The sequence below is a fragment of the Salinicoccus jeotgali genome, from assembly GCF_055379195.1.
The window spans coordinates 1,213,626-1,238,466 of sequence record NZ_AP043830.1; the positions used below are offsets into that span (position 1 = coordinate 1,213,626).

The window sequence follows — 24,841 nt, forward strand, 5'->3', positions numbered from 1 at the left end:
TTTATGGCATCTCAATTAGTTACATTAAGCAGCACATTGCTATATGCGGCATTTCTGCTTTATCTGGTGGCACTGTTGCCCCTGGCAGCAAGCATCAAGTCAAAATCTAAAAAGCCAGAAAAAATCGCTCTTATAATGATCATTATAGGGTTTGCCATGCAACTATCCTATTTCATATTAAGATGGATTGCACAGGGTCACGCCCCAGTATCGAATATGTATGAATTCATTACAATGTTTGCAATCATGCTCATTGCAGGATATTTAATCACCTACTACTATTTCAGAAGTGCCTTATTCGGTCTTTTCGCATTACCGGTTTCCTTACTTCTGATGGCCTACGGCAGTATGTTCTCAAGAGATGTGGAGCCGCTTATACCTGCACTTCAGAGTAGTTGGCTTGCAATCCACGTCATCACGGTCACCTTGGCCTATGGTATACTATCGATGAGTGCAGTAGCTGGGTTGATTTATCTCTTAAAAGCAGTTCCGGCAACTGAAAAGTCATGGCAGGCAAGATTCCTTGAAGCTATTATGGCAGGTATTGTCATCGTCGTCACTTTCATCGCAACTACAATAATCATGCAGAACGTGATTGGTTACCAAGATGACTTCATCTATCAAGATAAGCAAGGCCAGACTCAAGTGGCCGAATATCATCTTCCGAGCCTGGTGAATTTTGAAGGTGCCGTGGCGGTTGAAAATGTTGGTGATAATAATTATGAAGAAGCAGAACACTTCCATAGTGGCCTAAACTTGCCACCGATCATTGATTCACAGAAACTCAATACAGTAATCTGGTCAGTGATTCTAGGTACGATCGTCTACGGTATCGTACGCCTGATTTTAAGAAAACGCATAATTGCAGCATTGAAGCCATGGTCCAATAAAGCAGATCTGAATTTGATGGATGAAATTGGTTATCGTTCAGTAATCATCGGTTTCCCAGTCTTCGCCCTCGGTGGCATATTCTTCGCCGCAATCTGGGCCCAGATTGCATGGAGCAGATTCTGGGGTTGGGATCCTAAGGAAACATGGGCTTTCATCACCTTTATGTTCTATACGATTTTCCTACACCTCAGGTTGAATAGGGGATATGAAGGGGAAAAATCCGCTTGGCTTGCGATCATCGGTTTCCTGTTGATACTCTTCAACTTGATTGCAATCAACTTACTTGTAGCAGGACTACACTCTTATGCATAAAATGGAAAGAGGGGTTGTATGACTGAAAGAATTCTCGTAGTAGATGATGAGGAGCGTATCAGAAAGCTCCTCAATATGTACCTTGTGCGCGAGGGATATGAAATTGTAGAAGCCGAAGACGGCGAAGCAGCTCTTGAAATTGCAATGGAGCAGGACTTTCACTGCATCCTTTTGGACCTTATGATGCCTAAAATGGATGGCATAGAAGTTGCTAAACGTCTTAGGGCCCAAAAATCTACACCTATCATCATGTTGACCGCCAAAGGTGAGGAAAATAACCGGGTTGAAGGGTTCGAGGTTGGAGCAGATGATTATATCGTCAAACCTTTTTCTCCACGTGAGGTCGTCTTACGTGTTAAGGCACTTCTCCGCCGCTCATCTGAGACAGCTTTCATAGAAGCTGATGCCACCGCTAAGGATGTCATCATCTATAATCATCTTGTGATTGATAATGACGCCCACAGGGTGCTCGCTGACGATGAAAAAGTAAACTTGACGCCCAAAGAGTATGAATTGCTGCTGTTCCTGGCACGCAGCCCCGATAAAGTCTTCGATAGGGAAGAATTGCTGAGGGAAGTGTGGCATTACGATTTCTATGGTGACTTAAGGACTGTTGATACCCATGTCAAGAGGTTACGCGAGAAACTCAACAAAGTTTCACCGGAAGCGAGTAATATGATTCATACTGTATGGGGCATCGGTTATAAATTCGAGGTTAACGACTGATGAAATTCATTAATAGCGTTGTTACAAAACTGTGGTTGACTATCATTCTGATAGTAACGACAGTTTTAATTTTATTATCCATCATACTGAGTCTCTATTTCCGTAATTATGTATTGAATTCCACCGAAACACTTCTTCAGGAGGAAGTGTCACGAGTCGAAGAAATGGTGCTTACTGAACATTATGTCGATAATCCAGATGAAATACTATTTAGGGAAGATAACCTCATCATCTATATGGATGGGACTGTCCTATCAGAGGAATCTGCCACTGATGAATTGATCTTTAAGGAAACGATTGCCAAAGAGGATGGGGGAAGCACAGTCATCCTAAACGATATATACGGCCATGACTATATGGTGAAAGTCTCCAATCTCAGTGATTATTTCGACAAGGACACAGCTATTCTGAAATACCGTGATCTGGAGGATATCAATGAATCGATGCGTGCAGTGACAACCATAATCATTGCAAGTGCTTTTGTATTGTTCATCATCACCACCTTATTCGCCTTCTTTCTGATAAACCGATTGACGAGGCCTCTTATAAACCTTAAGAATGCAGCATTCAGAACAGCAAAAGGAGACTATAATACACTTCAAGTCAAAAGCCGCGATGAATTGGGTGAGCTTACCCTTGCATTCAACAAAATGAATGACGACATCAGACATAATGTATCGGAAATCACCCATGAGAAAAATTTACGTGAACAAATATTCACCTATATGAATGAAGGTGTATTATACTTCAATCGTACTGCCGAACTGATCTACAGCAACCATAAAGGGAATGAAATGCATCATATATTCCAGAGTACGGAAGCGGGCAGTATACGCTTCAACGATGCCATCAAGGAAGTGGCAGATAAGCGTGAATCCACCATCGAAAGGGTAGAGCTGCAGCATCGTCATTTCCAACTGTCGTACACCCCGGTGAAAGAGGGTGAGACAGTTTACGGAGTGATACTTCTCATACGGGATATAACTGAAGAAGTGGGTGCTGAGAAAATGCGCTCTGAATTCATTGCCAACGTATCACATGAACTCAAAACCCCAATGGTCATGCTAAGCGGCTATTCCGAGGCACTCCTCGACGACATTGTGACAGAGCCGCATGAGATCAAAGAAATGATCGGTATCATCAAAGATGAATCAGATCGCATGAATACAATGGTCAATGAATTGATTACAATTGCCCGCATGGACAGTCGTTCCGACTTCTTCGACATCGTGGATAATGACTTTAATCTGTTGCTTGAAAAACTAAAAAGCCGCTTCAGACATGAGATGAATGAAAATGGCATAAAATTCTCGTTGAATTCAATGGACGGACCTCTGGTTTTCCAATTTGATTACGACAAATTGAGCCAAGTGATGACCAATCTCCTGGACAATGCCATCCGCTATACTTCAATGGGAGATGAGATCAACGTGGATGTATCATCATCACCACATTCAGTGACGATCGAGATCCAGGACACGGGTACAGGAATCAAACCGGAGCATCAGGCTAGAATCTTCGAACGTTTCTATAAGGTTGATGAATCACGGACCAGGGGTCAGCACGGTACTGGATTAGGCCTCTATATCGTCAAAAGTATCATTGAAAGGCATAAAGGCACCATTGAACTGGAAAGTAGATTCGGGTCAGGCACTACATTCCGCATTACACTGCCAAAAATTACTGGAGAGGATTGATAAAAGTGAGAAGGTCACGTCTGGAGAAGCTGATCATCATAAGTATCTTGGCAGCCTTATCCTTCATACTCATGCTTGTACAGTTTCCGATACCCCTTATACCGCCTTTTTTGACTGTAGATTTTTCTGATATTCCCGCCTTCATAGGCTTCATGCTTTTTGGAGGTGTTGCAGGGTCTCTTGTGATTTTGATGAAGATTATATTGTATGGACTGCTCATGGCCAGTGAACCGATTGGACCTTTAGCAAATCTTCTCGCCTCATTTTCGCTTTTGCTCCCCGTATACTTCGTCTACAGTAAATATAAGACCAGAAAATCATTGATTTTAGGGTTCGTTTTAGGGATCACTACATTGACAGTGGCCATGGCTGTGTTGAATTATTTCGTCCTGCTGCCCATGTACGGCCTGATTATCGATCAGCGTGATCTTATAGAGAATATACGTGCAATAATTACTGCCGGAATCATTCCCTTCAATATCATAAAAGGCATATTGGTTGGTCTTGTAGCCTATCTGGTGTATACGAAAGTGATTCCAAAACTGAGGAACTGAGGAAATGAAGAAATCACCTTGATCTGTCAGATCAAGGTGATTTAAATATCATTACTCATATTTCAAAGGATCACCATCAAATGGTTCATCTTCAACTTTTATGGAATCCGTCGGGCATCCATCAAAGGCATCTTCCATATCTTCGAGCAACTCTTCCGGAACCGCTGCTGTTCCTTTATTGTCATCCAAGATGACATAGGCGATGCCGTCATCATCATAGTCATATATATCAGGTGCTGCCGCGCCACATGCACCACATGCAATACAAGTATCCATATCTACAATAGTATATTTTTTTCCGCTCAACACTTTCACCTCTTAACCGTTTCATTCTTTATCATTCTAATTCTAATTACACCATATTTCAATTAAATTAAATATTTGGCCTAATAATACAACCATGGTCGTATTAGGCCACAGACCAGCTCTTTAAATTAAAATGAAAACATATTATACTTACATTGAGAAATATTGAAGTTCTGAGGAGAATGTATATGAAAGACGATTTCTATAAAGATATAAACCATAAGCGGACCCCCGATGAAAAGAAGGATGGAAAGCAGGAAAATGGACATAATGAAAAAAAAGATGCACCCCGATTAAGCCGTGCTGAGCGTCATAAACAAAAAAATAAAACTGATGCAAAAACCAAGCGGCAACCACTTGGAAAAACTATCGGCAACTACATCAACCGCGAAAGTATAGACAAACAGAAAACATTCTTCCTAGATAAATTTTCTTCCTATAAAGAAAGATTCAGAGATGAAATCAATGTCTCTAAAAAGAAATTTGGAGAGTTGAAAAGAAAACGTCCAAATGTCCCTAAAAATAAAAAGCAAGATGAGAATACGCATAATGAGCGCCGCCTATGGCCCATCATTGTGGCTGGTGTCTTCATACTGCCCATAACCATTGCCCTCGGCATTATGATCACAAGCAACTTCTGGCCTGATGACCCGTCAACCCAGATAGCTGATCAATCAGAAGAAAACAGCGAAGAGACTGCGCCTGAGGCACGTAAAGAATTGGAAAAGAAAAAGACACAAAAAGAAAAAGAGGTTGCCCAGGCCCAAAAAAGTGAAAATGAAGATGATGGGCAAAGTGAAGAAAAGAAAGATGACTTGGGCACAGGCACATCGGACTTCTCCTACTCAGAAGAACAGCAGTCTGAACTCGATGACGCCGCTGATGCAGCGATAGAAGAAAAAGAATCAGGGAATGCCAGCGACACCCCGGACAGCCCGGTCACACCACCGGAAGAGGAGTCTCTCGAGCAACCTGAAGAAGCGACACAGGAAACAGATGAAGAACAGTCTTCCGTAGAAGAATCGGCACAGGAAACTGAGCAGGGGCAATCAGGTTCAATCGGCACTTATACAGTAAGGCCCGATGATAACCTGTACCGCATTGCACTCAGATTTTATGGCGATAATAGCCAGGAAAATATAGATAAAATACTCGAGGCCAATGGCATTAATGATTACAGAGAATTATCGGTCGGTCAGGAACTGACCATACCCGAATAGAAAGGTGTAGAACATGAAACAGATTGACACGATTATAATAGGAGCTGGGCCCTGCGGCCTTTCCGCAGCCATAGAGCTGCACAAGCAAGACATGGATTACCTGGTCATAGAGAAGGGGAATGTCGTTGAAGCGATCTACAACTATCCGACACATCAAACATTCTTCTCGTCCAGTGAGAAGTTATCCATCGGGGATTTCCCGTTCATTACCGAGCAGCACAAACCCCAGCGGAATCAGGCACTCGTCTATTATCGGGAAGCAGTTAAACACTTCAATTTGAAGATCAATACTTATGAAGAGGTGACTTCAGGGCGTAAATCTGGAGACCAGTTCATTCTTGAGACCTCCAAAGGACAGTATGTATGTAATCATCTCATCGTCGCTACAGGCTATTATGGCCAGCCGAATCATCTTGATATACCAGGTGAGGATAAGCAAAAGGTGTTTCACTATTTTAAAGAGGCACATCCATTCTTCAATCAGAAAGTACTGGTGATCGGCGGGAAGAATTCTAGTGTTGACGCTGCCATCGAACTCGAGAAGGCAGGTGCTGAGGTCACGGTCGTCTATCGGCGCGATGCGTATTCGAAAAGTGTAAAGCCATGGATCTTACCGCAATTCGATTCACTCGTTAAGAATGACATGATCGATATGCATTTCAGTACTGAAGTAGTGGACATCAAAGATCAGAGCGTGGTGCTTGAGAAGAATGGGGAAACATTCGAACTGCCCAACGATTTTGTCTTTGCGATGATCGGCTATCATCCAGACTATCGCTTCCTGAGCTCATTTGGCGTTGAGTTGAATGAGAATGAATATGGTACTGCTCCTAACCATGACCCGAACACCATGGAAACGAATATTCCAAATTTATATATTGCCGGTGTCATAGCAGCTGGCAATGACGCAAATACGATTTTTATAGAAAATGGCCGTTTCCACGGTAAAATAATTGCTGATGAAATCGCAAAACAGCATTCAGAACGATAGGTTAAAATTTGTTGAAATAATAATAAAACAACTTGGAAATCCTGAATTCAATGGATTTCCAAGTTGTTTTTCTGTAACATCAGCATGCTGGCTGTCAATGCCTGAATACTTCTTCCAGGGCCTCATGGCCATAATCATTACATAGCGCAAGCAATAATTTTATGCGTGCTTTCTGCCCGTTTAGACCATTCGAGAAAATCACGCCCCTTTGTTTCAAATCATGGCCGCCTCCTTCGTAGTCATAATAGCTTCCGACGATACCGTTAAAGGAGCGGGAGACTAGAATGACCGGAATGTCCGCATCAAGTGCAGATTGGAGGCCTTCCAATGCTGTTGGTGGAATATTGCCTTGACCGAGTGCTTCCAGAACCAGGCCATCGTATCCAGCATCCACCAATGCTTTAAAGAATGTATCATCCAGATCTGCATGGGCTTTGATGAGTGCTACCCTTTTGCCTAAATCGACGGAATTGAATTGATCTTGCTTGTTGATGTAGTGATGGTAATGGATGTCGTCCTTTGTCAAGAAGCCGATGGGGCCATGGTTCGGACTCTGGAATGTCGCAATATTTGATGTATGGGTCTTCGTCACATTACGGGCTGTGTGGATTTCATCATTGAAGACGACAAGTACACCCCTCGCAGCAGATTCCGGGGTCATCGCAGTCTTCAGGCTTGATATATAGTTATATAATCCATCAGACCCTATTTCATTTGAGGACCGCATTGCCCCTGTGATGACGACAGGTTGATCGATATCAAGCGTGAGATCTAAAAAGTAGGCCGTCTCCTCTAAAGTATCGGTGCCGTGGGTAATGACGAACCCATCATGCCTGCCGTCATCCTGTAGAATGATGTCACGGATTATCATCATATCTTCTAGAGTCATATGCGGCGATGGCTTCTGCACCGGGTAGATTTCATCCAACACAATCCCAAGTGCGCCTGCACCATCCGTCTCCATCCTGAGTGGATTTTCAGAAGTTGGAGTGACGATGCCATCTGTTGATGACATGCTGATGGTGCCGCCAGTATGTATCGCTAAAATTTTATTCTGCACATGACTTCCTCCTAAACGAATTTATAAATCTATGATAGAATATACTGGAACAATGAACAAGGCGGGTTTATATGAAAAATAAAATTAATATCGCAATTGACGGCCCTGCGGCGGCAGGCAAGAGTACCATTTCAAAACGTGTTGCCAAAAAATTAGGCTACATATATATCGATACAGGTGCAATGTACCGCGCCATTACACTTCATGTTATAAGACATGGCGATGCAGTATTGGATCATCTAGAAGATGTGGACATACGGTTTGGTGCTTCTGGCACATCTGTATTCCTGAACGGGGAAGACGTTTCCCAAGACATCCGTAGCCAAGAAGTGACCCAACGTGTCAGTGAGGTCTCTAGTCAGCACCAGGTGCGCTCTTACCTCGTTTCAATGCAGAGGAAAATCGCAGAAGAAAAAGGTGTGGTGATGGATGGAAGGGACATAGGATCTACCGTTCTGCCCGAGGCTGAGTTGAAAGTCTATATGAAAGCTTCCGCTGAAATCAGAGCCAAGCGCCGCCTGGAGGAAGAAGAAGCGCGTGGAGTCAAGATTGACATCGACACCTTGACTGAGCAGATCATCCGCCGGGATGCCCTTGATATGAACAGGGAGATTTCGCCGTTGGTCAAAGCACCAGATGCGGTGCTTTTGGATTCCAGTTATATGAGCATCGATGAAGTTGAGGATAAAATCATAAAGCTGGCAGAAGACCTGATTAGGAGTTGAAGAGATGTTTTACAATGTAGTCAAATCTTTGGTGAAAGGCTTTTACTATTCCCGTTTCAAGGTAAGGGTAATTGGAGAAGACAGGATACCTGCTACAGGTCCGGTTCTGATATGCAGCAACCACTCTTCAGAATACGACCCTCCCCTCATAGCCATCAATGTAAAGCGAGAGATGTCGTTTTTCGCCAAATCTGAATTATTCAAGATACCTGTGCTCGGTTTTCTGATCAGCCATTTGAATGCTATTCCAGTCGATCGAGGAAAAGGGGACAGGGCAGCGTTGAAGAAATCTGTCGAGAAACTGAAGGAAGGCAATATGCTCCTCATCTTCCCTGAAGGGGGCAGAAACAAATCCGGCACTTTGAAAGATCTTCAACAGGGTGCCAGTTTCATGGCAGTCAAATCCGGAGCTGCCATTGTACCCGCGGCAATCAAAGGCAACTATGACAGAAAAAAGGGGATTACACTTGTTTTTGGCAAGCCGATCGATACGAAAGCACTAACGGAAGAAGGTAAAAACCGTAAGGAAATTACTGAAATCCTCAGGGAAGATATCAACAATCTTCTGATTTCAGAGACAATCACTTGACAAATTGTGATATTTATAAGAAGTTAGAGGTATACTTTTTAGTAATGTAATGGAGGCAGGCACATGACGACAGATAATTTTAAAGAACAAGAGAACAACGAAGAAGTAAACGAAACACAAGTGGACGAAGTGACAGAAGGCAACGTAGAAACAACCGACAGTCTTCCTGAAGAGAACACAACAGATTCTGTAGGTACATTCGAAGTTGGTGACGTTGTCAAAGGCACCGTCTACAAAGTAGAAGACAAATTTGTCAAAGCACACATTGAAGATTCTGATTTTGAAGGCATCGTACCAATCAGCCAGTTGACCAACAAGAGGATTGAACGCCCTGAAGAAATCGTGTCGGAAGAAGACACTATCGAGGGTGTCGTCATCAAGGTGGAAAACGAAGAAGATCGCAAGAATGTCATTTTCTCAATCAGGAAACTGGATGAGGCGAATGCCTACGAAAAATTGCAGGAAGCCAAAGACAATGATGAGACGATTACCGGGAAGGTCATGGAAGTCGTCAAAGCAGGTCTTGTCGTCGATGTGGGAGTCAGAGGATTTATACCAGCTTCTCTTCTGTCAGACGCTTATATTGAAGATCTCGATCAATTCGAAGGACAGGACCTTGAAGTCAAGGTTGAAGATATCGAATCTGAAAAGAATCGTGTCATCCTAAACCGTAAGCGCATCGTAGAATCTGAAAAGGCCGAAGAACGCAAAAAGCAACTTGAATCACTGGAGGCGGGAAGTATCGTCGAAGGTGAAGTAGTGCGCATCACTACATTCGGTGCTTTCATTAATCTGGGCGATGTTGATGGACTCGCACACATTTCTGAGCTGGATTACAGCAGAGTCGAAAAAGTCGAAGATGCAGTTAACATCGGCGACAAAGTCCAAGTGAAGATACTCGACGTTGACCCTGAGCAGGAAAGGATCAGCCTATCCCTTAAACAGGCAAAAGCTAGTCCTTTCGATTCCTTCATTGAAGAACATTCAGAAGGGGAAGTGCTTGAAGGGGAAGTTAAACGCCTCGTCGATTTCGGTGCTTTCGTAGAAGTAACTCCAGGAGTAGAGGGTCTCGTACACGTTTCTGAGATCAGCCACGAACACGTAGCGACTCCTTCCGATGTTCTAAAAGAAGGTCAGACCGTATCAGTCAAAATCCTTTCCCTGGACGAAGATTCCGAAAAAGTATCATTGTCCATCAAAGAAACATCGGAAAAGCCTGCTCGCGATCCTGAGCCAAAAGTCTATCGTGACGATACAGACGATGACGCACCAACACTAGGTGATGTATTCGGAGATCGTTTCAAAGATCTTGATATCTAAACGTTCAAAATAATATTGGATACGACCAGATAAAGAGCGATACCATCGCTCTTTATTTTTATTTTTGTGTTAAAATAAGCTTAAATATAGGAGGTTACTTATGTATAAACCGACAATTGCCGTAGTAGGTAGGCCCAACGTTGGGAAATCCACATTATTCAACAGAATAATAGGCGAAAGAAAAGCAATAGTTGAAGATACTCCCGGCGTTACAAGAGACCGTCTTTACGCTACAGGCGACTGGTTAAACTATGAATTCAACGTCATTGATACCGGAGGGATAGAGATCAAAGACGAACCCTTCCAGGAACAGATTAAAATGCAGGCGGAAATAGCCATTTTAGAGGCGGACGTCATAATGATGATCGTCAATGGCAGGGAAGGTGTTACGAATGACGACCTTTTCGTAGCCCGCATTTTGCAGCAGTCCAAAAAACCCGTTGTTTTGGCGGTCAATAAAATCGATAACTTCGAAATGAGAAGCGATATATACGAGTTCTACGAGCTTGGTCTCGGTGACCCCTACCCGGTTTCTGGCTCACATGGCCTTGGATTGGGTGATGTTCTCGACCAGGCGGTAGAGCATTTTAAAAATATTGAAACCGACGTGGCGGAAGATGACTCTGTCCGGGTCTCATTGATAGGGCGGCCGAACGTCGGCAAATCAAGCCTTGTGAATGCTATTCTTGGAGAAGAACGTGTCATCGTTTCCGACGTGGCAGGTACAACTAGGGATGCGATTGACACCGACTACCATTATGATGGAGAACATTATAAACTGGTTGACACTGCCGGAATGAGAAAACGTGGCAAGGTTTACGAGGCTACAGAAAAATATTCTGTTCTTCGTGCCAATCGTGCCATTGAGAGATCTGATGTTGTCCTTGTCATATTGGACGGGGAAGAGGGCATAATCGAGCAGGATAAACGCATAGCCGGATTGGCTCATGAAGCGGGACGAGCTATACTGATTGTCGTCAATAAGTGGGATGCAGTGAAAAAGGACGATAATACTATGAAGAAGTTTGAAGATCAGGTGAGACAGGAATTCCAATTCCTTGACTATGCACCAGTAGCTTTCGTATCAGCCCTTAAAGGATCACGGTTACCCACGCTATTCCCACTCATCCGACTGGCTAATGAATCCCATAAGAAGAGGGTGCAATCAAGCACACTCAATGAAGTGCTGGTCGATAGTGTGAGCATGAACCCCACTCCGACAGATAAAGGCCGCAGATTGAACATTTTCTATGGTACCCAAGTCAGTGTCGGACCACCTACTTTTGTACTTTTCGTCAATGACGTAGAACTGATGCATTTCAGTTATCGTAGATATTTGGAGAACCAGCTGAGGAAGGCTTTTGATTTTACGGGTTCCCCGATCCACATCATCAGCAGAAAAAGAAATTAGGAGGTTTGATTGACTTATGAAAATTTCATTGATCGGTACCGGCAGTTTCGGCACCAGTTTATCATTGGTACTTGCAGATAACGGCCACGATGTCATCATCTATGGCCGGAACAGCGAAGTCGTTGAAGAAATTAATACAAAACACACCAATTCTTCATATCTGAAGGAAGTAGAACTCCCTTCAAGCATCAAGGCAACTGTGGATTTAAACGAGGCATTGACCCATGCACAACTGGTGGTTTTGGCTGTTCCTGTCAAGGCTATACGGCTTGTCACTCGGGATATGCATAAGCTGTTGGAATCTTTGGGTAAGAAAGTTCAAATAGTGCATGTCGCCAAAGGACTCGAACTCGGCACCCATCTTAGAGTATCTGAAGTCATTGCTGAGGAAACCACTGCTGATACCGTTAAAGATATTTCAGTACTGAGTGGCCCGAGCCATGCGGAAGAAGTTGCCAAAAGATCACCTACGACCGTTAGTGTGGCATCTGCGCAGCCGGAATATGCTAAAATCGTCCAGGATGTCTTCATGAACAACTATTTTAGAGTCTACGATAATGATGATATGGTGGGTGTTGAAATCGGTGGTGCCCTAAAGAACATCATTGCCCTTTCCATAGGCGTCATCCATGGGTTGGGATTTGGCGACAACGCGAAAGCTGCAGTCATCACACGCGGACTTCAGGAGATTGCCCGCCTCGGGACACGTATGGGTGCTGATCCACTCACATTTACAGGGCTTGCTGGCATGGGGGACCTCATCGTCACAGCAACAAGCATGCACTCCAGGAACTATAGATGTGGCATAATGCTGTCTGAGGGCAAGAGTGTAGAGCAAGCCCAAGAAGAGATGAACATGGTCGTTGAAGGCGTCAATACGACACGTGCCGCTTATGAACTTGCTGCAGAATACGAAGTCGAGATGCCGATAACAAAAGTGCTTTATCAGTTCCTATTTGAAGAAATGAGCGAAGAAGAGGCGATTTATGCCCTGATGCTCCGTGAGAGGACTGGAGAGACAGATAAGCTGAAAGAAGTTATGGGAAAACAAAACAAAGAATGGACTAGAGAGTGATCAAATGTTTGATATATCAAGAATGGATCTTATGTGGATATCTTTCTATTCAATAGGTGCGATGGCCCTGGCGGCTGTCCTCATTTATTTAGCGAGGTATAAAATGAATCAAGGGATTTTCAGTTTCATCATCTCAATGATTGCATGGGCCCTTCTGATCATTGCATTTCTGTTGATGATTCCTGTACTGGGGGGTAGTACCCATGCATAGATGGAGATTGATGGTGATGATCATCATCAGTACCATACTCATGGCCGGTTGCCTTTATCCGGAATCCGAAAAGGCAGAGCGCCAAATGCCTGATGAAGCACAGATCCAGATGGTACAGAACGCAGTGGATCTATTCAGTCAGGATTCCGGAGGACTTTTGCCCATTAAAACTAAAGAAGGTCAGCGCGAATACTTGGAATACCAAATCGACTTTGAGAAACTCGTTCCGGATTATTTGGAGAAAAGACCGGAAAATTCCTATGAAATGGGTGGACACTATCAATATGTCGTCATCGACGCTGAAGATGACCCGAAAGTTAAGCTTGCCGACCTGAGAATCACCGAGGAAGTACGTTCTCTACGTCTGCGGTTAAATGCAATGGGAGAACATGTTGAACTGGATGAACAGATTGGTCCGAATGTATACCCACTCGATTTGAAATTCTACAACTTGGAATCAAACCCTACGATAAAAAGCCCTTATACTGGAGCGGCATTGAATGTTTACTATAACGGTGGGGAGGAATTCATTGTAGACTACAGGGAGGACGTCGGAAAGATAATCAAGGAGAATGATCTCTCTTTTGAAACCGGAGAAGATGTACGCAGTGTATTGTACGAATACACACCCATAGTTCCGGTCTATTCCCCAGAAATCACAGTTGATGAGAATAATAACCCAATCTTCATGACAAACCGGTCAAAAGGTGATTAATACGCCTTTTTTTGGCCATAAAACTTCCAAATGCGTTGCAGTGCCCCAGTCACTGTGTTAAAGTCAAAACATAATGATAATGAGCATTATCATTATAGTTATATAAGGAGGTGGACCTAATGAACAAAACAGATTTAATCAATGCTGTCAGTGATCAGGCTGACTTGACTAAAAAAGAAGCAGGTGCTGCTGTAGATGCAGTATTTGACACTATTCAGGAATCACTTAAAAATGGTGAGAAAGTACAACTGATTGGTTTCGGTAACTTCGAAGTACGTGAACGTTCTGCAAGAAAAGGACGCAATCCACAATCTGGAGAAGAGATTGAAATCGCAGCATCGAAAGTTCCAGCTTTTAAAGCAGGTAAAGCACTCAAAGATGCAGTAAAATAATTAATCATTTTAGGCCTAACATATGGTTAGGTCTATTAATTTATAAGGTGATATTTTTCATGGATGCTCTAAGAAAAGAACTCATATCAGACCTCGGTTACCATTCACATATACTTGATATACATAATGATCCTTTCTTCGATTTCTTTTCAGATAATGCTCATACTTTCCGAAACCCCCATGTGAATCAAGCGGTCCTCTTCTTTAATACTGCTCTCAATTTTCTGGACACACCATCTGACGACAGTAGGGAACTTGGTGTGCTCGTAGGAGACTATCTCTTCAGTAAATTTTATTTGAAGCTCGCTGAGCATGAGGAATATGAAGTGCTCCATGATATGATGAACATGTCGAAGTCTTTGAGTTCTACAAAGTCAGAAGTGGCGCTCAAGGAGTCCAGCCCTCAACTTGAAGAGCTTAAATGGCTCCTGTATGGTCCGATGCTGTACTTGATCAAGCATGGCTATGCGGATGATTCACTCAATGATGTCATTGATGAACAGATTGAAAATCTGGACATCACTTCATTGCCATACATAAATCATAAGTAAAGGTGAGGTCAATGGATAAAGAGAAAAAAGTACAAAACATATTCAACACCATCTCAGGCGACTATGACAGGATGAACGATATCATCAGCTTCAACCAACATAATATCTGGCGCAATCGCACAATGAAAGAAATGTTCGTTAAAAATGACCACCGGGTGCTCGATGTCTGCTGTGGCACCGGCGATTGGACCATACAGCTTTCTGAAGTGGCCCCAGGTGCCCAGATTACCGGCTTGGATTTCAGCGAAAAAATGCTTGAAGTTGCTGCGCAAAAAGTTGAAGGGTATGAAAATATAGAATTGATCCAAGGCAATGCCATGTCACTGCCTTTCGATGACGATTCTTTCGATTACATCACCATCGGTTTCGGTCTGAGAAATCTGCCTGACTACTATAAAGCAATCACGGAATTTTATCGCGTACTCAAACCTGGCGGCAAATTGGTGATACTAGAGACATCCAATCCTGAAAATTATCTCATCAACAAAGGCTTCAACCTATATTTCGGTAAGGTGATGCCAGTATTGGGCGGAATTATTGCAAATCGTACTAAGGAATATGAATGGCTTTACGAATCGACAAGCACCTTCCTTACAAAGGACGAACTAAAAGCATTGATGGCTGAGAACGGTTTTGTAAATATAAAAGTTATCAGGCACACTTTGGGCACAGCAGCTACCCATATCGGATATAAGCCCATCGAATGGACGGGGTCGCTGTGAAAACAGTTAAAGAGTACCTTTCCTCAGATTTCGAGGAGATAAATGCATTGATTAAAAAAAGCCTGGCTCCAAGTGATGTGCTTGTCAATAATAAGAGTTATGAGCTTTTTATGTCGGGCGGAAAAAAAATTAGGCCCACGTTCACACTTCTCGCAGGAAAGCTTGGCGATCCGGGTAAATTTGGAGATGTGCTAAAAGCGGGTGCTAGTCTGGAACTCATCCATATGGCCAGTCTGGTGCATGATGACATCATCGACAACAGCAAAATGCGCAGAGGCAAAACGACGGTGTACTATGAACATGGTTATCTTCAGGCCATAAATACGGGTAACTATCTGCTGTCCACTTCAATCTCGCTCGTCAGCACGATAAAACATAAAGAATTGCATAGATCTTTTTCCGAAACGATAAGAGACCTGGTCGATGGAGAACTATTTCAGCTTGACCAGCAGTTCAATGCGCAACAGACGCTTGATGACTATTATCGAAAAATATACCGAAAAACTGCACTTCTCATCGAACTCAGCATCAAAATGGGCGGATATGCTTCTGGCTTATCTTCTTACACACTCAATCATCTGATCGAATACGGTTATCATATAGGGATGAGCTTCCAGATTATAGATGACTGCCTCGATTTCACGGGGGATGAAAAGAATCTGGGGAAACCGAAGTTTTCGGATATGGAGAATGGCCATTATACACTGCCCGTCCTTTTGCATCGGAATCGTGATGCCTCTTTCAGGGATAGGCTTGAAGCATTCAGTAAGGATGGAAAGCACCTTGAAGATTTGATAGAAACGCTACTTGCCTCAGACGCAATTGAACAATCCTTGTCAATCAGCTCCCAACATATTGAGAAAGCCCGGGAAGCCATAAGAGATATTGACTCCCCAATCAAGGAATATTTGATGGAAATAGCAGAAAAGCTTGCGAATCGTCCAAATTGAATTGAAATAACAAAAATAATAGTGTTAAAATGATGAAGAATAGAAAAAAAGGAGTTTTTGAATAATGGAAAAGACATTTCTAATGATCAAACCTGACGGGGTACAAAGAAATCTTATCGGTACCATCGTCGAACGCCTCGAAAACAAAGGTTTTAAAATTGCTGGTGCTAAATTGATGCATGTATCTGAAGATCTTGCGAAGACACACTATCAGGAGCATGCAGATAAACCATTCTTTGGAGAGTTGGTGGACTTCATCACTTCAGGTCCAGTTTTCGCCATGGTACTCGAAGGTGAGAATGTAATCGATACTGCTCGCCTTGTGGTAGGCTCCACAAACCCTCAACAAGCAGCACCGGGCACAATCCGTGGAGATTTCGGCCTTACAGTCGGCAAAAACATCATCCACGGTTCTGACTCAAAAGAGAGTGCAGAACGAGAAATTTCTCTATTCTTCAACGACAGTGAAGTATTGGATTACAACTTGTCCAACACTGACTGGATCTACTAGTAGATCTTAATACAAGCTGGGTAATCTACTCAGCTTTTTTTAGTATAAAAAATTAAATGGGAGGCTATTTACATGAGATTTTTAACAGCAGGGGAGTCGCACGGCCCAAAATTATCCGCAATAGTTGAGGGTTTTCCATCCAATCTTCCGATTGATAAGGAGAGGATGACGCAAGAATTGCTCAAACGTCAGGGTGGTTACGGCAGGGGACGTCGCATGCAGATCGAAAAGGATACCTTCCAGTTCGGAAGTGGCATCAGACACGGCAAAACACTCGGCAGCCCGATAATGATTGAAATCATCAATGATGACTTCAAACACTGGAGTAAAATCATGGGAAGTGAGCCTCTCACTCCAGAAGAACAGGAATCGCTGAGGCGTGTCATCACCAAACCGCGTCCCGGTCATGCAGATCTGGTTGGCGGGATGAAATACAATGTACGGGACCTCCGCAATATACTTGAGCGGTCTTCCGCCAGGGAAACTGCTGCACGTGTAGCGGTAGGCGCGTTGAGTAAGGAACTGCTGCATGCACTCGATATCCGCATCTACAGCCGCGTCAATCAGATCGGCAGCGTCGAGGATTCAGGCGACTACAGTATGGAAGAGCGCCGCGACCGTCCAGCCGAATCATCAGTCCGCATGGTGTCAGAAGAGAAGACCAAGGAAGCGGAAACTCTGATAGACGAAACAAAAAAACAAGGGAACTCGATCGGCGGTATAGTGGAAGTCATTGTTGAAAATCCACTTCCTGGGCTTGGGAGTCATGTCCATTATGATCGTAAACTCGATGGCAAGATTGCAGGCAGCATCATCAGCATAAATGCCTTCAAAGGTGTAGAATTCGGCATCGGCTTCAGGGCAGGGTCCACTCCAGGTTCTGAAGTCCAGGATGAGATCCTCTATACCGAGGAAAGAGGGTACCATAGACGCACCAACAACCTCGGCGGTTTTGAAGGCGGCATGACAACAGGAATGCCGATTATCGTAAAAGCTGTAATGAAGCCTATTCCAACATTATACAAGCCTCTATTCAGTGTAGACATCAACACTAAGGAACCATTCAAAGCAACGATAGAACGTAGTGACGCTTGTGCAGTTCCTGCTGCATCTGTAGTGTGTGAACATATGGTGGCCATTGAAATGGCACGCGCTGTGCTCGAGAAATTCCCTCATGATGACTTCAGCGAACTCCTCGCTGCTGTAGAACGATACAAGGAAAGAACAAAGGAGTACTAGATGGATATAGAGACCACCTATAATGACAACAACTATACGATTCATATAGGCTGGGGGATATTGGAAGAGAAACTTTTGAAGTACACGGCGCACTATGGAACAATCCACACATTGGTGGACCAGAGCGTCTACACCCTCTACTCCAGCACCATTGATGCTTTGGTCTACCAACCCATTATATTGGAAGGTGGCGAAAAATCCAAAAACTTCCAATCCTATGCCCATGTTATGGAAACACTCCTCTCTAAAGGCATCCACAGAAATGATCTGATCATTGTGATTGGCGGCGGTGCTTCTGGTGACGTTGGTGGTTTTATTGCATCTACTGTATTGAGGGGCGTAGACTATATCCAGATACCGACAACGCTTTTGGCACATGATTCATCAATAGGCGGAAAGACTGCTATAAACAGTGCCCACGGCAAAAACTTAATTGGTACATTCTATAGGCCTCAAGCAGTCATATATGATTTGAGTTTCCTGAAGACATTACCCCAGGAAGAACTGAGAAGCGGATTTGGGGAAGTCTTCAAGCATGCATTGCTCGACGGAGAGGACACTGTTCATTCATTGATGTCAAAAACCACCGAAAACATCCAGTTAGAGAGTCTGGAACCGTATATCATAAGTGGTATAAGAACGAAGATGCGGCATGTCACACAGGACGAAAAAGAGGCAGGTATAAGAAGATACCTTAATCTTGGACATACATTCGGCCATGCAATAGAATACAATGACAAGCTACCCCATGGCGTAGCGGTGGTACTTGGCCTCTACATCATGATGCATGTGTCAAATTCAAACTCAAACGCTCAAGTGTTTGAGCTATCGTCCTATTACAGGTACTTCAAACGGCTCGGTTATCCGATGGATACTCTAAAGCATATGGATGTCGAAAAGCTGATCGCCCTTATGTCGAAGGACAAGAAAAATCAGGATGACACGAGCATCGGTTTCATCTTAATGACGGAGATAGGGGTATGCCACTATCAACAAATCGCAAAGGAGCACCTGATCCAGCTTCTTGAAGAGTTAAAGGAGACATTATGAAAACATTGATGAACAGCCGGTTTTACGGCACCCTGAAAGTTCCAGGCGACAAATCGATCACCCATAGAAGCCTTATGTTCGCTTCATTGGCGAAGGGGACCTCTCATGTGAAAGACCCCCTCCTCAGCGAAGACACATATGCTACGAAAGCATGTATGGAGTCTCTGGGCGTCGAAATAGTGACTGAGGCCGAAGGGTGGAGAGTCGATTCTCCAGGAAGAAAGCACCTCCACTCCCCTAGTGCACCATTATATGCCGGTAATTCCGGAACTACCGCCAGGTTGTTGACTGGAATGATTGCCGGAATTGGACTGGAAGCTGAAATAATAGGGGATGCCTCCATATCGAAGCGCCCGATGGACCGCATTAAAGAACCCCTTGAACAGATGGGCGCACGCATTGCCCTGAAGAATGACAAATATCCTCCAATCGAGATAAGCAAGGCTGGGCTGTCACCCATCTCATATACTATGCCGGTCGCAAGTGCACAAGTTAAAAGTGCACTGCTTCTTGCGGGATTGTTTGTTGAGGGCAAAAGCGTCATAACCGAACCCTCGCCGTCCAGGAACCACAGTGAGCTCATGTTGGAGGAATTTGGGGCCGACATCTCGGTTGATGACCAAGTAATCACATTGGATGGTGGTAAAGAGTTGAGCCCTGCCGATGTAGTAGTACCTGGAGATATATCTTCGGCGGCGTTCCTACTGGTGTTGGCAATTCTCAAACCAGGTTCCGACATCACCATCGAGAACGTTTCCCTCAATGAAACACGTTCTGGCATTATAGATGTGTTGGAGATGATGGAAGCTGACATCACCGTTGAACCCACTTCGATGACAGGTGAACCCATTGGAAACATCCGCGCTATCTATACCCCCAAATTGAAAGGCTTTGAAATCTCAGGAGCACTCATCCCAAGATTAATTGATGAAATTCCGATCCTGACACTACTGACCGCCCATAGTGATGGACCATGCACGGTAAGGGATGCTGTAGAGCTCAGATATAAAGAGACAGATCGGATTCGCGCCGTCATCGATGAGTTATCAAAATTCGGATTCGAATTTACGGAATACAATGATGGATTTACAGTTTCCCTAGAAAAAATTCACCTGGCTGAGGGAGTGTCCATGAGAGGATATGACGACCATCGGATCATCATGATGCTGATTGTGTTGGGAATCGTGATGGACCAACCACTTGATATAGATGATATGACGGCCATAGATATTTCCTATCCGGATTTTATGGCAGACCTCGAGGCGTTAAGAAAGGATGCATAGCATATGCAAAATCAGATTTATGAAGTAGTTGACCTTTTGAGGAAAGGGGAACACCCGGAATCAAAATTGAATGAGGTATTGGCTGAAGTTCCCAAGCTGACGGAAGAGGAAGACCTGGAAGCCTTATTCATACTTGGCGATGCCCTCATGTCATTAGGTCTCCATAAAGAAGGGGAGACCGTATTCACCCATTTGAACGCGCATGTTGGGCATGATGATGAAGTGTTGTCTTACCTTATAGACATCATGATAACTGACGGCCGACTGGATGAGGCTTTGAGCTTGGTGAACAGCGCTGAGAAGACGCCTGCTATCCTTATATTGAAAGCTGAAATATTCCAGCAGCTCAACATGAATGACGTAGCCGTCAAATCGCTTCACGAAGCTAAAATGCTTTCTGATGACCCGATACTGGATTTCGGTTTGGCAGAAATCCACTATCAGGATGGACAATTCCCGGAAGCGATCCGCTTCTATGAAATGCTCACCGCAAATGATATCAATGAAGTGAATGGTATCGAACTTAATCTACGCTTGGCAGAACTTCATATGAATCAACTTGAGCTCGAGTCCGCCAAAGACTATTTTGAGGCTGTAGACGAGTCCAAATACACCAATGACGACCTTTACCGCAAGGCATTGCTCAACTATCAGCTCCAATCATATGAATCTGCCAAACAACTACTCGGTAAGGTCATCGAGAACGAACCTTACTTCGTCAACTCCTATATTCTACTGATGAACATATATGAAACGGAACATGATCTCGAAGCGGCTAAAGATCTGCTTAAAAGATATATTCTGGAAGATGATACGGATGCGCTCTTCTTCTTCCATTTGGGCCGTCTGCATTTCAGGAGTGGAGAGTCTGACGAAGCTATCACAAACTTCAGTCGTGCAATAGCACTCGATGAAGATTATGATGATGCCTACCTGATGCTTTTTGAAACCTTATTGAAATCATCAAGGACAGATGAAATAGGGGCCTATACCTCGCATCTCGATATCCATGCGTTGTCTGGAGAAAGTCTGTATCTGTTGGCCAAGATCCAACAGGAAAATGAAAATGACGATGATGCTTTATCGCTATATCAGGAAGCCGCAATGCTCATCGGAGACTCGCTGGAATTCTACACGGATTATTATGGTTACCTGACAGAGATCAGGCATCCTTCAAGAATGGAAGTATTGGATAAACTCAGGTTGATTGAACCTGACAATGTCGAATGGCAGTTTGAAAAGGAGAGGTTGGATGACGAATACGATGAAATATAGAAAAGACTTCATTGACTATATTTTATATAATTATGATTTTGATGACCGTATTGCGGTATGGATCTTAAACTTCATCAAATCGCATCCAGATATCTCAAGTAACATCCACTTTCAAGATGACCAGGAGATAGAACGTCACCTTAAAGTCGCTTCATCAGGACAAGGTCCAACGCTCATGCTTGAGAAGGGGAATACGATCACTGTAGATGGTGAAGTAATATTCCATGAATTGAATATGAATCAGGACGAGCCTTTACTGCTTACTTTCAGGTTAGGATATGAGGATAACCGTTATGAACAAATAAAGGAACTTGAATCCTCTCTGGACGAAGAGTTGATGGCCCTCAGCCGTACTGCCGTGCTAAGTCAGATTGATGAGGCCCTAGACAGGAAAGACCACGACCGTTTCATAAAATTGACCGATTACTTGCAGAAAACAAACCGATAGGAGGGCACCTGATGCTTTATAACCATCAAGATCTCAATGTGCTCAAAGATGAAATTGAATTTGTGGATACGGCTGTCATTCCCTTTGCGTATGGGGATATGAACGAAGATCCTAAAATGCACGCAAGCGATATGGAAATGATGCAGATGATCACTGTTCATCTTGAGAAACAGTTCAAAGGCAGACTCTTCATCACACCTGCAGTCGTTACCGTCAATGGCATCACGGCTGTTGTAGAGGACTATTCTGAGCAGCTCCGCAACTATGGCTTCAAGAAAATCATCATTCTTTCCCATAATGTGCCTCAGGTAGAAGGAACACATGGCATACAATTGAACCACATCCCCTTGGAGGATATGTCTGCAGATATGAAGATGAGCCTCATCGATGATGAGGTCAAAGATACGATGAAACAAATCATTGCGGTATGGAACAATAAAAAATAGGTGTTTTTACACCATTATGCTTTAGGCCGTTGTCAAAACTTGATATACGTTATTGACCGGCCTCATCTAATAGGCTAAAATTGAACTGTCCTAGTTATATTAATATGTAAAAGAACGCGCGTTTGAGGGGGGAAATACGAATGTCGCAAAAAGTAACAAGACGCCAATTTCTGAACTATTCCCTGATGGGGGTCGGTTCATTCATGGCTGCCGGCATAATACTACCTATGGGAAGATTTGCCGTCGATCCATTGTTCCAAGGTGAAGCAGAAGGTGCTATGATCACAACGAGCATCAAAGTCGATGAGATCACTGAAGAGCCTACGAAGGTCGACTTTTCCTTTGAGCAGCAGGATGGCTGGTATAAGAGTGAAGTGACTGACTTCGCCTGGGTGTATAAGGACGGAGATAAGCTCATAGCGTTATCACCGGTATGTAAGCACCTCGGTTGTACAGTGACCTGGGCGGGTGATGATGCAAACCCGAATCGTTTCTTCTGTCCATGCCATAATGGACTTTACGAGAAAAATGGTAAGAATGTTCCGGGTACTCCTCCAAGAGGACCATTGGATCAGTATGAAGTCGGCAAGTCCGATGGTTTTATTACAATAGGCGAATTGAAGCCTAACGAACTGGTGAATTAATATAGGAGGGAATAATGTGCTTAATAGAATCTATGATTGGATAGACGATCGCATGGACATCACTCCTATATGGAGGGATGTCGCTGACCATGAAGTGCCGGAACACGTTAACCCTGCCTACCACTTCTCAGCATTCGTCTATTGTTTCGGCGGGTTAACATTCTTCATCACTGTTATTCAAATATTGTCGGGCATGTTCCTGACAATGTACTATGTCCCGGACATCGTCAATGCTTGGAATTCCGTCTACTATCTGCAACATGATGTTGCTGCAGGACTTATAGTAAGAGGGATGCACCACTGGGGCGCAAGTCTGGTCGTAGTGATGATATTCCTACATACGCTCAGGGTATTCTTTACCGGATCGTATAAAGCACCACGTGAACTCAACTGGGTCGTTGGTGTACTGCTGTTCCTCGTCATGCTTGGGCTGGCGTTCACAGGCTACCTGCTGCCATGGGATATGAAAGCATTGTTTGCCACAAAAGTAGGTTTGGAAATTGCAGAGAGTGTACCGTTCGTCGGTGAATGGATTAAGACGTTGCTTGCTGGTGATGAACAGATCATCGGTGCCCAGACATTGACACGTTTCTTTGCCATCCATGTATTCTTCCTGCCTGCTGCTCTATTTGTACTGATGGCTATCCACTTCATCATGATACGTAGACAAGGCATCTCAGGACCACTATAGGAATCAAGGGAGGTAAATTGATATGAAACGTGGAAAAGGGCTGACTTTTGTCGGCGATTCCAGAATACAAAAGTATGAAAAGCCAAAACTAAATCGCGACTATTCAGAATTTCCTGGTCGCACGGAAGAATTCTATCCTGATTTCCTTCTGAAAGAATGGGTGACTGGTTCGGTTTTCCTTATAGGGTTCCTATGTTTGACAGTGGCCGATCCTGCGCCGCTTGAGCGTATAGCAGATCCTACCGACACTGGTTATATACCGTTACCTGACTGGTATTTCCTGTTCCTTTATCAGATACTCAAATACTCATACGCATCCGGCCCGTTCAACATCATCGGCGCAATCGTCATTCCGGGGCTTGGTGTAGGTGCATTGCTTCTTGCACCATGGCTTGACAACAATAAAGAACGCCTCTGGTCAAAACGTCCAGTCGCTTCTGCAATGATGCTGATTTCTTTTGCGATTATTTTCTATACTACATGGGAATCAGTGGCATACCACGACTGGGAGACACAGAATCAGCAAGGGGAGATCGTATTCTCCAACTTGGATACTGAAGACCCTGTCTACCAGAACCTCATCAAAACGAACTGTACAAGTTGCCACGGCGGTGAGCTGACCGGTGCTTCAGGTCCAAACCTGGTTGAAGCCGATCTCGCTCCTGAAACTGTACAGGCATTCGTAGAGAACGGCTCAGGGGATATGCCAGCATTCAAAGATCAACTTTCAGACGATGAAATAAAGCAAATCTCAGAATTTGTAGCAAACCTTGAAGAAACTTCAGAAGACGAATAAGTTCTTCTGGGAGCGTCACGCTACAGATCGATAAGTCAAA

At 43.9% G+C, this 24,841-nt stretch carries 29 protein-coding genes; 27 read left to right on the top strand and 2 right to left on the bottom strand.

Annotated elements, in window-relative coordinates; translation table 11 throughout:
- Positions 1–3 precede the first annotated feature (3 nt).
- The 4 genes from ccsB to ACZ43I_RS06115 are packed head-to-tail and all read left to right on the top strand — an operon-like array spanning position 4 to position 4,180.
- Entirely contained in the window at positions 4–1,203 is a 1,200-nt protein-coding gene (ccsB, locus tag ACZ43I_RS06100) for a c-type cytochrome biogenesis protein CcsB (protein WP_344702926.1), read from the top strand.
- A gap of 18 nt (positions 1,204–1,221) precedes the next feature.
- Positions 1,222–1,929 carry a response regulator gene (locus ACZ43I_RS06105; RefSeq protein ID WP_464761292.1) on the top strand — a complete coding sequence of 236 codons (708 nt, stop codon included), beginning with the start codon at positions 1,222–1,224 and terminating at the stop codon, positions 1,927–1,929.
- Positions 1,929–3,626 (top strand): ATP-binding protein, encoded by a 1,698-nt coding sequence (locus tag ACZ43I_RS06110; RefSeq protein ID WP_464761294.1) that lies wholly within the window; start codon positions 1,929–1,931, stop codon positions 3,624–3,626. Before ACZ43I_RS06105 ends, ACZ43I_RS06110 begins: the two co-directional genes overlap by 1 nt.
- Positions 3,627–3,631: 5 nt before the next feature.
- The gene (locus tag ACZ43I_RS06115) at positions 3,632–4,180 is read left to right on the top strand and encodes an ECF transporter S component (protein WP_344702932.1); all 549 of its coding nucleotides are present in this window, start codon (positions 3,632–3,634) and stop codon (positions 4,178–4,180) included.
- A gap of 51 nt (positions 4,181–4,231) precedes the next feature.
- On the opposite strand, the gene ACZ43I_RS06120 is transcribed toward ACZ43I_RS06115, so the two are convergent.
- A complete protein-coding gene (locus tag ACZ43I_RS06120) occupies positions 4,232–4,456 on the bottom strand; it encodes a ferredoxin (RefSeq protein ID WP_344703096.1) in 225 nt (74 codons plus the stop codon).
- A 218-nt stretch (positions 4,457–4,674) separates the two neighbouring features.
- Between ACZ43I_RS06120 and ACZ43I_RS06125 the strand changes: the two genes are divergently transcribed.
- Together ACZ43I_RS06125 and ACZ43I_RS06130 are read left to right on the top strand one after the other, a co-directional pair.
- Positions 4,675–5,706 carry a LysM peptidoglycan-binding domain-containing protein gene (locus ACZ43I_RS06125; RefSeq protein ID WP_344702934.1) on the top strand — a complete coding sequence of 344 codons (1,032 nt, stop codon included), beginning with the start codon at positions 4,675–4,677 and terminating at the stop codon, positions 5,704–5,706.
- A 13-nt stretch (positions 5,707–5,719) separates the two neighbouring features.
- The gene (locus ACZ43I_RS06130; RefSeq protein ID WP_344702936.1) at positions 5,720–6,697 is read left to right on the top strand and encodes a YpdA family putative bacillithiol disulfide reductase; all 978 of its coding nucleotides are present in this window, start codon (positions 5,720–5,722) and stop codon (positions 6,695–6,697) included.
- Between the two features lie 94 nt (positions 6,698–6,791).
- Here ACZ43I_RS06130 and ACZ43I_RS06135 read toward each other — a convergent pair whose 3' ends face one another.
- Positions 6,792–7,712 carry an asparaginase gene (locus ACZ43I_RS06135; protein WP_464761760.1) on the bottom strand — a complete coding sequence of 307 codons (921 nt, stop codon included), beginning with the start codon at positions 7,710–7,712 and terminating at the stop codon, positions 6,792–6,794.
- Between the two features lie 116 nt (positions 7,713–7,828).
- Here ACZ43I_RS06135 and cmk point away from each other — a divergent pair, with 116 nt between their 5' ends.
- The 21 genes from cmk to ACZ43I_RS06240 all read left to right on the top strand — a co-directional run bounded on the left by cmk (position 7,829) and on the right by ACZ43I_RS06240 (position 24,801).
- Positions 7,829–8,482: a (d)CMP kinase gene (gene cmk, locus ACZ43I_RS06140; protein WP_344702942.1), complete on the top strand. Its 654-nt coding sequence runs from the start codon at positions 7,829–7,831 to the stop codon at positions 8,480–8,482.
- Positions 8,483–8,486: 4 nt separating this feature from the next.
- The gene (locus ACZ43I_RS06145; protein WP_344702945.1) at positions 8,487–9,071 is read left to right on the top strand and encodes a lysophospholipid acyltransferase family protein; all 585 of its coding nucleotides are present in this window, start codon (positions 8,487–8,489) and stop codon (positions 9,069–9,071) included.
- Positions 9,072–9,134: 63 nt separating this feature from the next.
- Complete coding sequence (gene rpsA / locus ACZ43I_RS06150; protein WP_344702948.1) at positions 9,135–10,391, top strand: 30S ribosomal protein S1; 1,257 nt, start codon at positions 9,135–9,137, stop codon at positions 10,389–10,391.
- Positions 10,392–10,491: 100 nt separating this feature from the next.
- A complete protein-coding gene (gene der, locus ACZ43I_RS06155) occupies positions 10,492–11,802 on the top strand; it encodes a ribosome biogenesis GTPase Der (protein ID WP_344702950.1) in 1,311 nt (436 codons plus the stop codon).
- A gap of 16 nt (positions 11,803–11,818) precedes the next feature.
- Positions 11,819–12,877, top strand: a complete 1,059-nt coding sequence (locus ACZ43I_RS06160) for an NAD(P)H-dependent glycerol-3-phosphate dehydrogenase (protein WP_344702952.1) — start codon at positions 11,819–11,821, stop codon at positions 12,875–12,877.
- Between the two features lie 61 nt (positions 12,878–12,938).
- Positions 12,939–13,088: a DUF2768 family protein gene (locus ACZ43I_RS06165; RefSeq protein ID WP_464761761.1), complete on the top strand. Its 150-nt coding sequence runs from the start codon at positions 12,939–12,941 to the stop codon at positions 13,086–13,088.
- Positions 13,081–13,803, top strand: coding sequence for a hypothetical protein (locus tag ACZ43I_RS06170; protein WP_344702954.1), 723 nt, complete (start codon positions 13,081–13,083; stop codon positions 13,801–13,803). The genes ACZ43I_RS06165 and ACZ43I_RS06170 overlap by 8 nt, the downstream gene beginning before the upstream one ends.
- 119 nt (positions 13,804–13,922) lie before the next feature.
- Positions 13,923–14,195 carry an HU family DNA-binding protein gene (locus ACZ43I_RS06175; protein ID WP_031544853.1) on the top strand — a complete coding sequence of 91 codons (273 nt, stop codon included), beginning with the start codon at positions 13,923–13,925 and terminating at the stop codon, positions 14,193–14,195.
- A 59-nt stretch (positions 14,196–14,254) separates the two neighbouring features.
- Complete coding sequence (locus tag ACZ43I_RS06180) at positions 14,255–14,746, top strand: hypothetical protein (protein ID WP_344702957.1); 492 nt, start codon at positions 14,255–14,257, stop codon at positions 14,744–14,746.
- A gap of 11 nt (positions 14,747–14,757) precedes the next feature.
- Positions 14,758–15,468 (top strand): demethylmenaquinone methyltransferase, encoded by a 711-nt coding sequence (locus ACZ43I_RS06185; protein WP_344702959.1) that lies wholly within the window; start codon positions 14,758–14,760, stop codon positions 15,466–15,468.
- A gap of 47 nt (positions 15,469–15,515) precedes the next feature.
- Positions 15,516–16,418 carry a polyprenyl synthetase family protein gene (locus ACZ43I_RS06190; RefSeq protein WP_344702961.1) on the top strand — a complete coding sequence of 301 codons (903 nt, stop codon included), beginning with the start codon at positions 15,516–15,518 and terminating at the stop codon, positions 16,416–16,418.
- Between the two features lie 64 nt (positions 16,419–16,482).
- Complete coding sequence (gene ndk / locus ACZ43I_RS06195; protein WP_344702963.1) at positions 16,483–16,929, top strand: nucleoside-diphosphate kinase; 447 nt, start codon at positions 16,483–16,485, stop codon at positions 16,927–16,929.
- 72 nt (positions 16,930–17,001) lie between these two features.
- Positions 17,002–18,168 (top strand): chorismate synthase, encoded by a 1,167-nt coding sequence (gene aroC, locus ACZ43I_RS06200; protein WP_344702965.1) that lies wholly within the window; start codon positions 17,002–17,004, stop codon positions 18,166–18,168.
- Positions 18,169–19,218 carry a 3-dehydroquinate synthase gene (aroB, locus tag ACZ43I_RS06205; RefSeq protein ID WP_344702967.1) on the top strand — a complete coding sequence of 350 codons (1,050 nt, stop codon included), beginning with the start codon at positions 18,169–18,171 and terminating at the stop codon, positions 19,216–19,218. It begins immediately after the preceding gene.
- Positions 19,215–20,501: a 3-phosphoshikimate 1-carboxyvinyltransferase gene (gene aroA, locus ACZ43I_RS06210; protein WP_344702969.1), complete on the top strand. Its 1,287-nt coding sequence runs from the start codon at positions 19,215–19,217 to the stop codon at positions 20,499–20,501. The genes aroB and aroA overlap by 4 nt, the downstream gene beginning before the upstream one ends.
- 3 nt (positions 20,502–20,504) lie before the next feature.
- Positions 20,505–21,776, top strand: a complete 1,272-nt coding sequence (locus ACZ43I_RS06215) for a tetratricopeptide repeat protein (RefSeq protein WP_344702971.1) — start codon at positions 20,505–20,507, stop codon at positions 21,774–21,776.
- Positions 21,754–22,224 carry a YpiB family protein gene (locus tag ACZ43I_RS06220; RefSeq protein WP_344702973.1) on the top strand — a complete coding sequence of 157 codons (471 nt, stop codon included), beginning with the start codon at positions 21,754–21,756 and terminating at the stop codon, positions 22,222–22,224. Before ACZ43I_RS06215 ends, ACZ43I_RS06220 begins: the two co-directional genes overlap by 23 nt.
- 11 nt (positions 22,225–22,235) lie before the next feature.
- Entirely contained in the window at positions 22,236–22,670 is a 435-nt protein-coding gene (locus tag ACZ43I_RS06225) for a DUF2487 family protein (protein WP_344702975.1), read from the top strand.
- A 140-nt stretch (positions 22,671–22,810) separates the two neighbouring features.
- Positions 22,811–23,314 carry a ubiquinol-cytochrome c reductase iron-sulfur subunit gene (locus ACZ43I_RS06230; protein ID WP_344702976.1) on the top strand — a complete coding sequence of 168 codons (504 nt, stop codon included), beginning with the start codon at positions 22,811–22,813 and terminating at the stop codon, positions 23,312–23,314.
- Between the two features lie 16 nt (positions 23,315–23,330).
- Entirely contained in the window at positions 23,331–24,005 is a 675-nt protein-coding gene (gene qcrB / locus ACZ43I_RS06235; protein WP_344702978.1) for a menaquinol-cytochrome c reductase cytochrome b subunit, read from the top strand.
- A gap of 22 nt (positions 24,006–24,027) precedes the next feature.
- A complete protein-coding gene (locus tag ACZ43I_RS06240; RefSeq protein ID WP_344702980.1) occupies positions 24,028–24,801 on the top strand; it encodes a menaquinol-cytochrome c reductase cytochrome b/c subunit in 774 nt (257 codons plus the stop codon).
- Positions 24,802–24,841: the final 40 nt, after the last annotated feature.

Excerpts from the sequence above, each read along its gene's own strand:
- ccsB (WP_344702926.1), top strand. The coding sequence starts at position 4 with ATGGCATCTCAATTAGTTACATTAAGCAGCACATTGCTATATGCGGCA.
- ACZ43I_RS06105 (WP_464761292.1), top strand. The coding sequence starts at position 1,222 with ATGACTGAAAGAATTCTCGTAGTAGATGATGAGGAGCGTATCAGAAAG.
- ACZ43I_RS06110 (WP_464761294.1), top strand. The coding sequence starts at position 1,929 with ATGAAATTCATTAATAGCGTTGTTACAAAACTGTGGTTGACTATCATT.
- ACZ43I_RS06120 (WP_344703096.1), bottom strand. The coding sequence starts at position 4,456 with ATGGATACTTGTATTGCATGTGGTGCATGTGGCGCGGCAGCACCTGAT.
- ACZ43I_RS06125 (WP_344702934.1), top strand. The coding sequence starts at position 4,675 with ATGAAAGACGATTTCTATAAAGATATAAACCATAAGCGGACCCCCGAT.
- ACZ43I_RS06130 (WP_344702936.1), top strand. The coding sequence starts at position 5,720 with ATGAAACAGATTGACACGATTATAATAGGAGCTGGGCCCTGCGGCCTT.
- ACZ43I_RS06135 (WP_464761760.1), bottom strand. The coding sequence starts at position 7,712 with ATGTCATCAACAGATGGCATCGTCACTCCAACTTCTGAAAATCCACTC.
- cmk (WP_344702942.1), top strand. The coding sequence starts at position 7,829 with ATGAAAAATAAAATTAATATCGCAATTGACGGCCCTGCGGCGGCAGGC.
- ACZ43I_RS06145 (WP_344702945.1), top strand. The coding sequence starts at position 8,487 with ATGTTTTACAATGTAGTCAAATCTTTGGTGAAAGGCTTTTACTATTCC.
- rpsA (WP_344702948.1), top strand. The coding sequence starts at position 9,135 with ATGACGACAGATAATTTTAAAGAACAAGAGAACAACGAAGAAGTAAAC.
- der (WP_344702950.1), top strand. The coding sequence starts at position 10,492 with ATGTATAAACCGACAATTGCCGTAGTAGGTAGGCCCAACGTTGGGAAA.
- ACZ43I_RS06160 (WP_344702952.1), top strand. The coding sequence starts at position 11,819 with ATGAAAATTTCATTGATCGGTACCGGCAGTTTCGGCACCAGTTTATCA.
- ACZ43I_RS06165 (WP_464761761.1), top strand. The coding sequence starts at position 12,939 with ATGGCCCTGGCGGCTGTCCTCATTTATTTAGCGAGGTATAAAATGAAT.
- ACZ43I_RS06170 (WP_344702954.1), top strand. The coding sequence starts at position 13,081 with ATGCATAGATGGAGATTGATGGTGATGATCATCATCAGTACCATACTC.
- ACZ43I_RS06175 (WP_031544853.1), top strand. The coding sequence starts at position 13,923 with ATGAACAAAACAGATTTAATCAATGCTGTCAGTGATCAGGCTGACTTG.
- ACZ43I_RS06180 (WP_344702957.1), top strand. The coding sequence starts at position 14,255 with ATGGATGCTCTAAGAAAAGAACTCATATCAGACCTCGGTTACCATTCA.
- ACZ43I_RS06185 (WP_344702959.1), top strand. The coding sequence starts at position 14,758 with ATGGATAAAGAGAAAAAAGTACAAAACATATTCAACACCATCTCAGGC.
- ndk (WP_344702963.1), top strand. The coding sequence starts at position 16,483 with ATGGAAAAGACATTTCTAATGATCAAACCTGACGGGGTACAAAGAAAT.
- aroC (WP_344702965.1), top strand. The coding sequence starts at position 17,002 with ATGAGATTTTTAACAGCAGGGGAGTCGCACGGCCCAAAATTATCCGCA.
- aroB (WP_344702967.1), top strand. The coding sequence starts at position 18,169 with ATGGATATAGAGACCACCTATAATGACAACAACTATACGATTCATATA.
- aroA (WP_344702969.1), top strand. The coding sequence starts at position 19,215 with ATGAAAACATTGATGAACAGCCGGTTTTACGGCACCCTGAAAGTTCCA.
- ACZ43I_RS06215 (WP_344702971.1), top strand. The coding sequence starts at position 20,505 with ATGCAAAATCAGATTTATGAAGTAGTTGACCTTTTGAGGAAAGGGGAA.
- ACZ43I_RS06220 (WP_344702973.1), top strand. The coding sequence starts at position 21,754 with ATGACGAATACGATGAAATATAGAAAAGACTTCATTGACTATATTTTA.
- ACZ43I_RS06225 (WP_344702975.1), top strand. The coding sequence starts at position 22,236 with ATGCTTTATAACCATCAAGATCTCAATGTGCTCAAAGATGAAATTGAA.
- ACZ43I_RS06230 (WP_344702976.1), top strand. The coding sequence starts at position 22,811 with ATGTCGCAAAAAGTAACAAGACGCCAATTTCTGAACTATTCCCTGATG.
- ACZ43I_RS06240 (WP_344702980.1), top strand. The coding sequence starts at position 24,028 with ATGAAACGTGGAAAAGGGCTGACTTTTGTCGGCGATTCCAGAATACAA.